This window comes from Ruegeria sp. AP12 (genome assembly GCF_056540025.1).
On the sequence record NZ_JBQFVZ010000002.1, the window covers coordinates 260,994 to 274,254 of the forward strand.

At 59.4% G+C, this 13,261-nt stretch carries 10 protein-coding genes; 4 read left to right on the top strand and 6 right to left on the bottom strand.

Going from position 1 to position 13,261, the window contains the following annotated elements:
• Positions 1–70 precede the first annotated feature (70 nt).
• Together ACR0E6_RS09205 and ACR0E6_RS09210 are read left to right on the top strand one after the other, a co-directional pair.
• Positions 71–943, top strand: a complete 873-nt coding sequence (locus tag ACR0E6_RS09205) for an NAD(P)-dependent oxidoreductase (RefSeq protein WP_480582538.1) — start codon at positions 71–73, stop codon at positions 941–943.
• A 70-nt stretch (positions 944–1,013) separates the two neighbouring features.
• Complete coding sequence (locus ACR0E6_RS09210; protein ID WP_480582540.1) at positions 1,014–4,112, top strand: aminotransferase class III-fold pyridoxal phosphate-dependent enzyme; 3,099 nt, start codon at positions 1,014–1,016, stop codon at positions 4,110–4,112.
• A 41-nt stretch (positions 4,113–4,153) separates the two neighbouring features.
• Here ACR0E6_RS09210 and ACR0E6_RS09215 read toward each other — a convergent pair whose 3' ends face one another.
• Positions 4,154–4,630 carry a hypothetical protein gene (locus ACR0E6_RS09215; protein WP_480582542.1) on the bottom strand — a complete coding sequence of 159 codons (477 nt, stop codon included), beginning with the start codon at positions 4,628–4,630 and terminating at the stop codon, positions 4,154–4,156.
• Entirely contained in the window at positions 4,627–4,794 is a 168-nt protein-coding gene (hemP, locus tag ACR0E6_RS09220) for a hemin uptake protein HemP (RefSeq protein ID WP_170736394.1), read from the bottom strand. The genes ACR0E6_RS09215 and hemP overlap by 4 nt, the downstream gene beginning before the upstream one ends.
• Before the next feature lie 224 nt (positions 4,795–5,018).
• On the opposite strand from hemP, the gene gph reads away from it, so the two are divergent.
• Positions 5,019–5,681 (top strand): phosphoglycolate phosphatase, encoded by a 663-nt coding sequence (gene gph, locus ACR0E6_RS09225; RefSeq protein ID WP_480582544.1) that lies wholly within the window; start codon positions 5,019–5,021, stop codon positions 5,679–5,681.
• Positions 5,682–5,950: 269 nt separating this feature from the next.
• On the opposite strand, the gene dld is transcribed toward gph, so the two are convergent.
• From dld to ACR0E6_RS09245, 4 genes are all read right to left on the bottom strand, one after another.
• On the bottom strand, positions 5,951–7,660 hold the full coding sequence (gene dld / locus ACR0E6_RS09230; RefSeq protein WP_480582546.1) for a D-lactate dehydrogenase: 1,710 nt from the start codon (positions 7,658–7,660) through the stop codon (positions 5,951–5,953).
• 18 nt (positions 7,661–7,678) lie between these two features.
• Positions 7,679–8,830: an alpha-hydroxy acid oxidase gene (locus ACR0E6_RS09235; protein ID WP_170452549.1), complete on the bottom strand. Its 1,152-nt coding sequence runs from the start codon at positions 8,828–8,830 to the stop codon at positions 7,679–7,681.
• A 12-nt stretch (positions 8,831–8,842) separates the two neighbouring features.
• The gene (locus ACR0E6_RS09240) at positions 8,843–10,906 is read right to left on the bottom strand and encodes a TRAP transporter large permease subunit (protein ID WP_480582548.1); all 2,064 of its coding nucleotides are present in this window, start codon (positions 10,904–10,906) and stop codon (positions 8,843–8,845) included.
• Between the two features lie 118 nt (positions 10,907–11,024).
• Complete coding sequence (locus ACR0E6_RS09245) at positions 11,025–12,074, bottom strand: TRAP transporter substrate-binding protein (RefSeq protein ID WP_170521774.1); 1,050 nt, start codon at positions 12,072–12,074, stop codon at positions 11,025–11,027.
• Positions 12,075–12,408: 334 nt separating this feature from the next.
• Here ACR0E6_RS09245 and ACR0E6_RS09250 point away from each other — a divergent pair, with 334 nt between their 5' ends.
• Complete coding sequence (locus ACR0E6_RS09250) at positions 12,409–13,182, top strand: FadR/GntR family transcriptional regulator (RefSeq protein WP_170452553.1); 774 nt, start codon at positions 12,409–12,411, stop codon at positions 13,180–13,182.
• The last annotated feature ends 79 nt before the right edge of the window (positions 13,183–13,261 follow it).

The following is a 13,261-nucleotide window of genomic DNA, read 5'->3' on the forward strand; positions in this document are numbered from 1 at the left end:
TTGCTTTGTCTCTGACCAACACTCCGGCCCGCTGAATGATACGGGGCCGGTCAGCAGAGGGGATCACCAAATGGCAAAAGTTGCGTTTCTGGGTTTGGGCGTCATGGGCTATCCAATGGCCGGACATTTGCAGGCGGCAGGTCATGAGGTGACCGTTTTCAATCGGACGGCTGCAAAGGCCGAAGCCTGGGTTGCCCAACATGGCGGCGCGATGGCGCTCACCCCACAAGAGGCTGCTCAGGGTGCAGACTTCGTGATGGCCTGCGTCGGCAATGACGACGACCTGCGTATGGTCTGCACCGGCGAGGACGGCGCCTTTCACGGCATGGCCGAAGGGGCAACATTCGTTGATCACACCACCGTGTCCGCCAAGGTCACACGCGAGCTGTATGCCGCGGCGCAAAGCAAGGGAATTGCCTTTGTGGACGCCCCGATCTCGGGCGGTCAGGCGGGTGCCGAGAATGGCGCATTGTCGATCATGTGCGGCGGCGATCAGGTGGCTTATGACGCGGCAGAGCCGATCATGCAGGTCTATTCCAAGATCTGCCGCAGGATCGGTGACAGCGGCGCGGGGCAGATGACCAAGATGTGCAACCAGATTGCGATTGCCGGTCTGGTTCAGGGCCTGAGCGAAGCGTTGCATTTTGCCGAAAAGGCCGGGCTGGATGGGCGCTCGGTCGTTGAGGTGATCAGCCAGGGTGCTGCGGGCAGCTGGCAGATGGCGAACCGCTATGAAACCATGCTGGACGATCATTTCGATCATGGGTTTGCGGTGGACTGGATGCGCAAGGACTTGGGGATCTGTCTGGAGACGGCGAATGAAACCGGGGCCTCCTTGCCAGTGACGGCTTTGGTCGACCAGTTCTACAAGGATGTGCAAAAGCTGGGTGGCGGTCGGTGGGACACGTCCTCGCTGTTCAAACGTTTGCGCGCGCTGGACTGAGGTCAGGGGGGCTGTCTGCCCCCCGCCGCGCCTGAGGGCGCGTCTCCCCCCCGAAGATATTTTCAGCCAGATGAAGGGGATCCTGGTGTCGGACGAACAGGGTATGAGCGATATGACTGTGTTCTGGGCAACTGCGCTGCGGCTGCACTGGGGGCTTGAGGCGCGTTTGACGCGGCTGGATGGTGAGTATGATCTGAACTTTCTGGTGCAGGCAAAAAACGGGCAGGATTACATTCTCAAGGTCATGCGCCCCGGCTGCGCACCCGGATTGGTGGATCTGCAGATCAAGGCGTTGGAGCATATTGCCGCGACGGCCCCGGGCCTGCCCTTCCCAAAGGTCTTTGCGGATTTGAATGGCGACGTTTTGCCGGAGATTCAGGACGAAACCGGTGCATCCCGTTTGGTCTGGCTGCTTGAGTGCTTGCCCGGCGAGTGTTACGCGCAAGCCGCGCCCAAAAGCGAGGAATTGATCCTGAGGTTGGGGCGCGTTCTTGGCGCGACGGATCGGGCGTTGGAAGGCTTCGCGCATGACGGGTTGGATCGGGCAGGGTTCAAGTGGGATCTGACGCAGGCCGGTTGGATTGCGGATCAACTGGACGTCGTTCAGGATGAAGACCGACGCAGATTGCTGGGCGAAATCGTCGCCGGGTTCGACGCCATTTCGGACACGCTTGCGAGCCTGCCGAGACAGGCCACTCACAACGACGCCAACGATTACAATGTTCTGGTCGAGAGCGCGCTGGGTCAGGGCCAGACCGTCACGGGCCTGATCGATCTGGGCGATATGTGCGCCGCGCCCCGCGTGTGCGACCTGGCCATTGCCGGTGCCTATGTCGTGCTGGATCACCCGAAACCCGAACGCGCCCTGACAGCGTTGGTACGCGGCTATCACGCCGCGAACCGCCTGAGCCCGCAGGAGCTTGATCTGATCTGGCCACTTCTGCGGATGCGGTTGGCTGTGTCCGTGGTGAACTCGACCCTGATGGCGGCGGAGTACCCGGTTGATCCCTATGTGACGATTTCACAGGCTCCGGCGTGGCGGTTTCTGGAAAACGCTGCGGTCAATGGCGGCTTGATGCCAGCGCGTCTACGCGCCGCATGTCACCTGCCGGTCACCGACGGGGCCGAGCGTGTTCACGCTTATCTGGCGGCACATCGCGGTCACTTTGCCCTGATGTTCGGACAAGACCTTGGCGAGGTTCCCATGGGCTCGCTGTCGGTGGAAAACTCGACCTGGCCGCAAAACCCGTTCCACATGCCTTTGGCAGAGGCCGCGCGGGTCGGGGAAGAGTTCGGAGACGGGCTCTGGCTGGGATATTACAACGAACCGCGGCTGATTTATGCGGAACCGGGGTTTCGCAAAGGCCCGTGGAAGGCGTCCGACCGGCGGACAGTGCATCTGGCGGTGGATGTCTTTGCCCCGGCAGGGACCGCATTGCACGCGCCTGTCAGTGGGCGGGTCGAAGTGGTCGAAAACCGGGACAGCCATCTGGATTATGGCGGCGTGGTGATCCTGCGCCATGAAACGCCCCAAGGCGATCCGTTCTACACCCTCTACGGCCATCTGGACCCCGAGGTCTGTGATCGGCTGAAACCGGGCGATCCCGTGGCGCAGGGCGCGGCCTTCGCACAGCTTGGCGATGCCCGCCAGAATGGCGGCTGGGCCCCGCATGTGCATTTCCAATTGGCGCTGACAACGGTTGGGATGGAGGCCGACTGGCCCGGCGTGGGCGACCCGGACGAGATGTTCCTGTGGCACGCGGTCTGCCCGAACCCCGCCGCGTTGTTGAACTTGCCGGATGACAAGGTGCTCTATCAACCCACCGACAAGCAGACCATTCTGCAAGGCCGTCACGACCATTTCGGCGGTAACCTGTCGTTGACCTATGATGATCCGGTCATGCTGGTGCGCGGATGGAAGCACCATCTGTTCGACGAATGGGGCCGCCCCTATCTGGACGCGTATAACAATGTCCCCCATGTGGGCCATGCGCATCCTCGCATTCAGGCCGTTGCGGCGGATCAGTTGAAGCGCATGAACTCGAACACGCGGTATCTGCACCCGGCACAGACGGCGTTTTCCGATAAGATCTTGTCGAAACTGCCCGATCACCTTGAGGTCTGTTTCTTCGTCAATTCCGGCACCGAGGCCAACGAACTGGCCCTGCGGCTGGCCCGCGCCCATACCGGGGCCAAGGGGATCGTGACGCCGGACCATGGCTATCACGGCAATACCAACGCGGCGGTGGCAATCTCGGCCTATAAGTTCAACAAACCCGGCGGGGTTGGTCAGGCGGATTGGGTTGAACTGGTCGAGGTCGCGGATGATTATCGCGGATCGTTCCGGCGCGACGATCCGGACCGCGCCCAGAAGTTCGCCGATTTCGTCGATCCGGCGATTGCCGCGTTGCAAGGCAAAGGCCATGGGCTTGCCGGGTTTATCGCGGAAACCTTCCCCTCGGTCGGGGGGCAGATCATTCCACCCAAGGGCTATCTGCCTGCTGTTTATGAGAAAATTCGCACCGCCGGGGGGGTTTGCATCGCGGATGAGGTGCAAACCGGGCTGGGTCGTTTGGGTGACTACTATTTCGGTTTTGAGCATCAGGGCGCGCTGCCGGACATCGTTGTGCTGGGCAAGCCCATCGGCAACGGCCACCCTCTGGGCGTTGTGGTCACCACCAAAGAGATCGCCCAAAGCTTTGACAACGGGATCGAGTTTTTCTCGACCTTTGGCGGCTCGACCCTGTCGTGCCGGATCGGCAAAGAGGTGCTGGATATCGTCGATGGCGAAGGTCTGCAGGAGAATGCGCGCCTGATGGGTGCGCGGCTGATCGACGGGTTGCGTCAGATTGAGACTGATTTCGGATGTGTCGGCGACGTAAGGGGGATGGGGCTGTTTCTGGGGGTGGAGTTGATCAACCCTGACGGCTCAGAAGGCACTGAAATCTGCAAATACGTCAAGAACCGGATGCGTGACCATCGCATCCTGATTGGCAGTGAGGGGCCAAAGGACAATATCCTGAAAATCCGCCCGCCGCTGACCATCGAGGCCGAGGATGTGGATATGATTCTGTTCGCGCTGAGGGATGTGTTGTCAGAGGTCGGTGATTTCACCCCGGCGCAGGTTTGCGATCACGACCACCATCACGCGGCATGTGGCTGCTGTTGACAAAGTAACCCCGGCCGTTAAGCCGGGGTTTACCGCGTCGCTTAATGCAACACGGTCGAGGGGGTCTGGTGGCCGGTGGTCTGCACCGGAATGGCCGTCATCATGCGCCGCAGGGTCAGGCCCAGTTCCTCGGACAGTGATGCCAGAGCCGGAGCAAAATCCGGGCGCACGATCAAGGATGCCATCATCATCGCATCCTCGCGCGCGCCTTCGGCTGCCGCGCCAATCATCTGCGCGAAACAGTTTTCATCCGCGCACAGGCATCCGCATCCCAACCCATGCCGCACCAGCGGTCGGCGACCGTGATGGGCACACAGCGAGCACAGTCGATCCAGCGTCAGCATCGCCGCCCGGCCCTGATCCGCGCCCAGCGCAATGTCGAAATCACTTGCGGCATCGGCACGGCCCTTGGGGCCATCGCCCCAAAGCCGCAGATACATAACAGCACCTGCTTCGATCGGGTCGAGGTCGGACAACCGGCCAACGGATGCCCCACCCCGCGACGTCGGCGCGCTCATTTGGTGAGAATCAATTTGCCCGCGCGAGTGATGCGCAGGGTATACATTTGATCGCCCAGCTCGATATGGGCCAGGTTGCCACCCTTTGTCAGCTCTTCGGCTTTGTGCGAAGGCAGCATGGACACAGCATAGGATTGAGTAGGGGTCGGGGTCTGCGCGTTCATCGGTCAACTCCAGAAGTTTTCAGGCAAACGGCCTTGTTTGTTCGCGGTTTTTTACTCTGGCTGACCCGAGAAAGGGCTGGCTCTCTGTTCCTGCGCTTAATCTGATTATTTTAGTAAGGTATGTCAAGTGCCCTGTTTGCACTTGCGAGCATTTGCCGGTTTGCGACCAGCGCCAAGCCGCGATAAGTCTTTGACAAATTCAGCAATTAGGCAGGTATTCAGTGATGGCAGCGGTTGTTTTTGACCTCGATGGAACTTTGGTCGACAGCCTCGGCGATATCGTGGCAGCAGCGAACCGGACGCTGGACGACGTCGGCCTGCCGCCCCTGCCCCCAGAGGTCATCGGTCGATTCGTCGGCAACGGCCTGCCCAAGCTGGTCGAGCGCGTGGTCCTGCACCGCAACCTGCCGATGGACCGTCACGGCGAACTGACCAACGTGATGCTGGCCCATTACAATGCCGGGGCCAGCAAAACGACCGTGCCCTATGATGGAATTCCCGAGGCGTTGGGCGACCTCAAACGCATGGGATGCACCCTTGGCGTCTGTACCAACAAGCCTGAGGTCCCGGCCCGTCACGTGCTGGATGCGCTGAACTTGTCGCATTTCTTCGATGCGGTCCTTGGCGGCGACAGCCTGAACACTCGAAAACCGGACCCCAACCACCTGTTCGCCAGCTTCGACGCGCTCAGCGCCCCAGGGCCACGCCTGTTTGTCGGGGACAGCGAAGTGGATGCAGAAACCTCGGACCGGGCGGGGATTCCGTTTTTGCTGTTTACACAAGGCTACCGAAAATCGCCGGTCGCGGACATTCCGCACACCGTTGCCTATGACAGCGCAACAGAATTGCCGGCGTTGGTATCCCGGATGCTGGAAGAGGCACAGTAAACCCACGTCCAAAGATTATTGAGGGGCCGGCCGAGGGGGTAGTGACCAGCCCCTCATCGGGGAAAAACTGTTTGGTCGCGCGCGACTTGTGGTTGGGTTCGTTCTAACGAATCCCTTTTCGCGGCGAAATTGGGGGTTTCCCGTAGAGAAACAAAAAAAATGAAAAAGGCTGCTTTGGATACCTGCGACGGTCCCGCAGTTTCAATCAGACCGAACTGGCGAACAGGATGCTGTTCACGCTCGTTCCGCGACTTCTGCGAGCCTTAGTCCTATTGTGCGGCAGAGTTCACACCGCGTTGATCCTGATAGTGTTTTGCCTTCGACATTTTCCCGATACCCGGATTGAACGAGTTGGTCGGATCGCAGCATGTGTAATGTGCCGCCAGATCGGGCTTGGCCTTATACAGGTGGCCAACATTGTGTTCTGCCGGGTATTCCGCCCCGCGCTGATCGAACAGCTTCAGCATCGCAGCCTTGAGCGCCTTGGGATCTGCCCCCTTCCGGACCACGTAATCCTGATGCATCACGTGGCACATGAAGTGGCCGTAATAGAGTTTGTGGACCAGTTGATCCTCGATCTCGGGGGGCAGTTTTTCCAACCATTCCCTATCGTTGCGGCGCAGGGCGACATCCAGCGCGATGATGTCTTCAACCTCATTGGCATGGATGGCCATATAGCGCACGGCGGCACCCGCGGCGGCAAACCGGTGCAGACCGGCAATCTTGGCCTCGCGCGCGTCGCATTCGAAGAAATCCGCATCACGGTCTTTCAGAAATTCCGGCAACCAACTGGCGGCCTCGGCGATGCCACCCTCTTTCATCTTCAGGATCAGGTGGTGTTCGTACTTGTCCCGGAACTGCGTCATTCGTTTAGGCAGTACGCGGGGCCACAAAGACACCGCCATTTGCATGAACCTGTCGGTAAAACTGCTGAGGAACGGAACGCGGCGCAAACGGGCATCCACGGCCCCCTTCATGGCAAAGAAGAATGGCAGCCGATCTGTGCCCAGCTTGTCGATCATCACCACCGTGTCCTTGCCGTATTTCGCGGTGATGTCGAATACCTCACGCTGCATGTATTCGGCGGATACCGGCAGAGACTGGAACTCGGACAGGATATGTCGACGCAAGTCTGCCAGATCCTCGGGGTCGTTGGTTCCGATATAGAAGACCTGTTCGGCCTTGTTCTTGGGGAAGGTATCAAGACGCACGGCAAACACCGCCAATTTTCCGGCGGATCCGGCGGATTCGAACAGTTTGGCCTTGTCCGCGTTGAACCGCGCAGGTGTTTCGGCATCCACGTCCCGTACGATCTGCGCATAGTCGCTGGCCGAGGCGCGCTTGTTCGTCGCCCCCGGATTGCGCTCGAACTGTCCTGCATCGAGATTGGCAAGGATTTCCTCGGGCGTTTCGCCCAGATCGATGCCCAGATGGTTGACCAGTTCCAACTCGCCCTGTTCGGTGATCCGGGCATAGACGGACAGTTCCGTATAAACCGGCCCGCGTTCAACCAGCGAACCGCCCGAGTTGTTGCAGACGCCACCCACAATCGACGCGCCGATACAGGATGATCCGATCACCGAATGCGGCTCGCGCCCAAGCGGGGCCAGCAGTTTCTCCAATGCAAACAGGGTGGCGCCCGGAAAGCTGACGATCTGCGCGCCATCATTCAGGGGCACCAGAGCATCCATCCGCCGCGTGTTGATCAGCACCACATCGCGATCATAACTGCCCGAAGGGGTCGACCCCTCGGTCAGTCCGGTATTGGCCGCCTGCATAATGACGATCTTGTCGGCGGCAACGCAGGCTTGCAGCACCTTCCACTGTTCCGACAAAGAACCGGGTTGAATGACGCACAGCGCCTCCCCCTCGCCCGAGCGGAAGCCGCGCCGGAACCGTTCGGTCGCGCGTTCGCCTGTCAGGACATGGCGCGATCCGACGATGGAACGGAAATGTTTGATCAGCGCGTCATTGGTCATGGCAGCCTCCGGCCCGTTCTATACGTTGCGAAAACGGATGTTCTCGCGGCTCAGTTGATCGATGCTGGTGACGCCCATCAGTTTCATGTCGCGTTCAATCTCGGCCCGCATCAAGCCAAGGGAGCGTTCGACCCCCGCCTGCCCTGCAGCGGCCAGCGGGTACAGATAGTGCCGTCCGACGCCCACAGCTTTGGCCCCTATCGACAGTGCCTTCAGCACATGCGTGCCACGTTGGATGCCACTGTCCATCATCACGTCCAGCTTGTCACCCACCGCATCGACAATCTCGGCCAGTTGATCGAACGGCGTGCGCGATCCGTCCAGTTGCCGCCCGCCGTGGTTCGACAGGATGATGCCGGTGCAGCCGATCTCAGCCGCGCGTTTGGCGTCCTCGACGGTCATGACGCCCTTGAGGCAGAACTGACCGTCCCAGTCGCGCACCATCTGCGCCACGTCATCCCAGTTCATCGACGGATCCAGCATGTCGGTGAAATACCCACCGATGGAGCTGGCCCCACCGCCCATATCCACATGCTCCTCTAGCTGCGGCAGGCGAAATTTCTCATGCGTGACATAGTTGATCCCCCACATCGGCTTGATTGCGAACTGGATCATGCCGCCCAGCGTCAGGCGGAACGGGATCGAGAACCCGGTGCGCAGGTCGCGTTCGCGGTTGCCGCCGGTGATGCTGTCAACGGTCAGCATCATCACCTCGACACCAGCCTCTTTAGCGCGCTGCATCATGGCCGAGTTCAACCCGCGATCCTTGTGGAAGTAAAACTGATAGACCTGTGGGTTCTTGTGTTTCTGGCGCAGTTCTTCCAGCGACACCGTCCCCAGTGACGAGACCCCGAACATCGTCCCGTATTTCTCAGCCGCCGCCGCCACCGCGCGTTCCCCCTGATGGTGGAACAGGCGCTGCAGGGCGGTGGGTGAGCAATAGACCGGCATATCCAGCTTTTGCCCCATCACCGTCACCGACATATCCACGTCCTTCACGCCGCGCAGGACCGAGGGCAACAGGTCGCAACGGTCGAACGCGTTGGTATTTTCGCGATACGTCACCTCATCATCCGCGCCACCGTCGATGTAGTTGAAGATCGGTCCCGGCAGCCGCTGTTTGGCCAACCGCCGGAAATCGTGGAAGTTATGACATTGGGTCAGGCGCATTGTTGAGGCTCCTTAATAGGCGACCGAGGGCAGCCAGGTGGCCAATTTGGGCCACAGGAAGACCAGCGCCAGACCGGTCAGCTGCAACAGGACAAAGGGGATGATGCCTTTGTAGATGTGGGTCAGCTTGATCTCGGGCGGGCAGACGCCTTTCAGATAGAACAGGGCGAATCCAACCGGCGGTGTCAGGAAGCTGGTTTGCAGCGTCACCGCGACAAGGATGACAAACCACACCAGCGCCGGTTCATCCAGAACGCCAAAACCGGGAATGTCGATGCCCAACCCGTTCACGATGGGGCGCATCAGGGGCAGCACGATCAGCGTGATCTCGATCCAGTCCAGCACAAAGCCCAGGAGGAAGACGATGAACAGGATGAATAGGATCGTGCCGTTAGCACCGAACCCGGTTGATTGGACGACGTGTTCGATCAGCTCGTCCCCACCCAGTTCCCGCAGGACGTAGGAGAAAACGGTCGCGCCAAGGAAGATCGCGAAGATATAGGCGGTGGTGTTGAAGGTCGAGACCAGCACGTTCCACAGTTTCGCGAAGGTCAGCTTGCGATAGCCAAGCGCCAGCAGCGTCGCACCCAACGCACCGATACCTGAGGCCTCGGTTGGAGTGGTCAGACCAGCAAAGATCGACCCCAGAACCGCGAGGATCAGCATCAGCGTCGGGATGACCGCGATCAGCACGTCCTTGACGGCGGCCCAGTCGGGGGCCTTTGCGCCCTCGGGCACCGGGGCTGCGTCGCGTTTCACCAGCGCGAGGATGAAGATATAGGTCAGGTACAGACCACCGATGATCACGCCCGGAAAGACGGCGGCCATGAACAGGTCTCCGACAGACAGGGCCATCTGGTCGGCCATGATCACCAGCATGATCGACGGCGGGATCAGAATGCCCAGCGTGCCCGAGGCTGAAACCACACCCGCCGCTAGTGTCGGCTGGTATTTCTGCTGCATCATCGAAGGCAGCGACAGCACACCCAGCAGAACAACCGACGCACCAATGATGCCGGTCGAGGCAGCCAGAATGATCCCGATCAGGGTCACGGTGATCGCCAGCCCCCCGCGCACCGTCCCGAACAGGCGCTGCATCGAGGACATCAGACGCTCGGCCACACCGGATTCGTCCAGCATCAGGCCCATGAAAATGAACATCGGCAGGGCCACCAGAACCGCATTAGACATGGTCGCATAGACCCGGTTCACAACAGCACCGAGGGTCAGGTAGTCGAGCCCGGTAAAGGTGCTCTCCAGCCCCGTCCACAGCATCAGATCATTGTCGAACAGGTAAGCCAGACCACAATAGGCCACACCGACACCGGCCAGAACCCAAGCCACCGGGTAGCCGGTAAACAACAGCGCGATGAAGGTCAGGAACATCGCGATGACCAGCTTTTCCTCGGTCGTCTCGACAAGGAAGGTCAGGCCCACGCAAACGGCGGCAAAGACAGCCAGCACCAGCAGGATACGGCGCAGCGGTGCGCCTTCACGTTCCGAGGCCGGTCCGTATAGCAACGCGTGCCCATCGTGGATCAGCCGCGCCAGCGCCGCCAGCGCCAGCAGGATGAAACTGATCGGAATGACCGCCTTGAACGCCCAGCGTGCAGGCAGACCGGTCGGGCTGTCAGACCGTTCATTGACGCGGAAGCTTTCGTAGAAATAGTCGTACCCTTGATCGATCATCAGATAGATGAACGGGGTCAGCAGGGTCAGGATGCCGATCACTTCGATGATCCGCTGCGCCCGGCGTGACAGCTGCATATGCAAGACGTCCACACGCACATGGCTGTCGGTGATCAGGGCATATGAAATGCCAATCATCGTGACGATGCCGTAAAAGTGCCACTGGATCTCATCCAGCTTGGGATAGTTCTGGCTGAACAGGTAACGCAGCGAGACCTGAGAAAAGATCGCCGCCATCAGCAGGACGTTCGCCCACATGACCACGTGACCTACGGCCTTGACGCTGGTGTCGATCGCCACGGCGATTTTCTGGCGGTCAGTCTCGGGATGTTCCAGGATGCCTTCATAGGCTTCGACCGGATCGTTGAGGTTCTTTTGCGTGGCCATGGTCATTCCTCGCTCAGCAGCCCGGCGCGCGGGCGGTGAAAGGTTAGAAAGTCCGAAATTCAGAAACAAAGAACCGGAGCGACGGTTGCCGCCGCCCCGGTTGCGTCAGTCAGGAAGGTTACTGACGCGGGAGGAAGGCGTTGGTCTTCCACAGGTCATAGCCGTCACGGAATTCGTTCATGTCGGCTAGGACTTTGGCAAAGAAGGCGTCGTTTGCGGCTTCTTCAGCAGCAACCTCTTCCCAGGTCGCGCGGAAGGTATCCAGCATCTCGGGCGACCATTGCTTGATGGTGACACCGTTGTTTTCGACATTGTCGATCAGGGCCGCGTGCTGAATGGCTTCGCCTTCGGCAAAGCTGTCCGCCATCGAGGCCTTACAGGCGTTTTCGATGATCGCCTTGTGCTGATCGCTGGTCTCGTTCCAGACATCCTTGTTGATCATCAGCTCAAACACGGTCGCCTGCTGGTGCCAGCCGGGGAAATAGTTGAACTTGACCAGCTTGTGGAAGCCCAGACGCGCGTCGATCGCGGGCATCGAGAATTCGGTCGCGTCGATAGCACCTTTTTCCAGTGCTGGGAAAATCTCACCACCCGGCAGCAGCGAGGTTGCGACGCCCAGTTTCTGCATGACTTTGCCGCCCAGACCGAAGAAGCGCATCTTCAGACCGTTCAGATCTTCGGGCGAATTGATCTCGGTGGCGAACCAGCCAGAGGTTTCGGGGGCAATTACCGCGCAAGGGATGACGTGGACGTTGTAGCCGGCCTGATCGTACATCTCCTGATACAGGCTCATGCCGTTGCCGTAATACAGCCATGCCATGTATTCGCCTGCCTCGGGACCGAAGGGCACAGCCGAGAACAGCGGCGCGGCGGGGATTTTACCGGCCCAATACCCGGCAGTGGTGTAGCCCGAGTTGATCTTGCCGGTGGACACAGCGTCCAGAATTTCGAACGGCGGAACCAGCTTGCCCGGCTCATACACCTTCATTTTCAGCGTACCGCCCGACATCAGGTCCAACTGCTCGGCCACGCGCGGAATCGGCGAGCCCAGGCCCGGCAATTCGGTCGAAAAGGCAATCGGGGTTTTCAGCAACAACTTGTCAGCGGCAATCGCTGGTGCGGCCAGAACGCTGGCAGCAACGGCCAGGCTCGTCAGGGTCTTCTTCATGAAATCTCCTCCAAGGTAGGTCGGGCAAGTGCCTCGATCAGCGGCGCAGGCTCTTCCGGCGCCTCTCCGGTGGTAAATTAACTTTACCATTACAAACCAGTCAACAATTTTGTTTACCAATGGGTAAGCTCACCAAGGCGACTTAAGAGCCTTCCTAATTTAATTTGATCGACGATGGGCATTCCCTCAGCGCTCGCCGTGCCAAAAATCGCATTTAAATGAACGCATTGTGCCCAAAAATCAGGCGCATCGTGTTTTCTTGAGTTTTTCCAACAGATGGTTATATTTATTTACCAATAGACCCGTTCTTTACACCCAAAGCGAGGCGACACCCATGTCCACCAAAGCGATTTTCGAACCAGTCGGACACGAATCGCTGGCTGACGCAGTGGTTGCGCAGATCGAGGATCTGATTGCTTCGGGCATCCTGAAACAGGGGCGCAAACTGCCGTCGGAACGTGATCTGGCTGAGATGCTGCGCGTGTCACGCCCGAAACTGCGCGAGGCATTGTCGGTTCTCGAGGAACGCGGCCTTGTGACCACGCAACACGGCGAAGGCACCTTTGTTGCCGCTTTGACCGGCCAAGCGATGCTGCCAGCCCTTTTGGCCCTTTACGAACGGCACGAGCCTGCGTTTTTCGACTATCTGGAATACCGGCGCGAACAGGAAGGCTTTGCCGCCCGCCTCGCCGCGCGTCGTGCAACCAAGGCCGATAAGGAACGTATTGCCGAGATTCTGGCCGAAAACGAACGTGCCTGGCAGGAGAACGACGCAAAGGCATCGCGCGAGGCTGATTTTGCGCTGCATGCCGCAATTGTCGATGCCAGCCAGAACGCCACGTTGATCCATATGATGGCCTCGATCTACGAGCTGACCAAACAGGGCGTTTTCTACAACCGTAGCTTTTTGAAATCGATTGATGGTTCGGGCAAGAAGCTGCTCGACCAACATCTGGAACTTGGTCAGTCCGTCATAGATGGGGACGAGCAGCGCGCTGAACAGGCCGCGTTCGATCATATCGATTTTGTGGAAGACTCGTTCCGGTTGGGCATCGAACAACAGCGGCGCGAGGTGATGGCTGAAAAGCGACGGATACTCTCAACGTGACTGAGTGAGACCAAGATCGACTCAACGGTCAGGAAAATAAAAATATTTTCCGCTATATGAAAAATACCGCCTGCGCCCT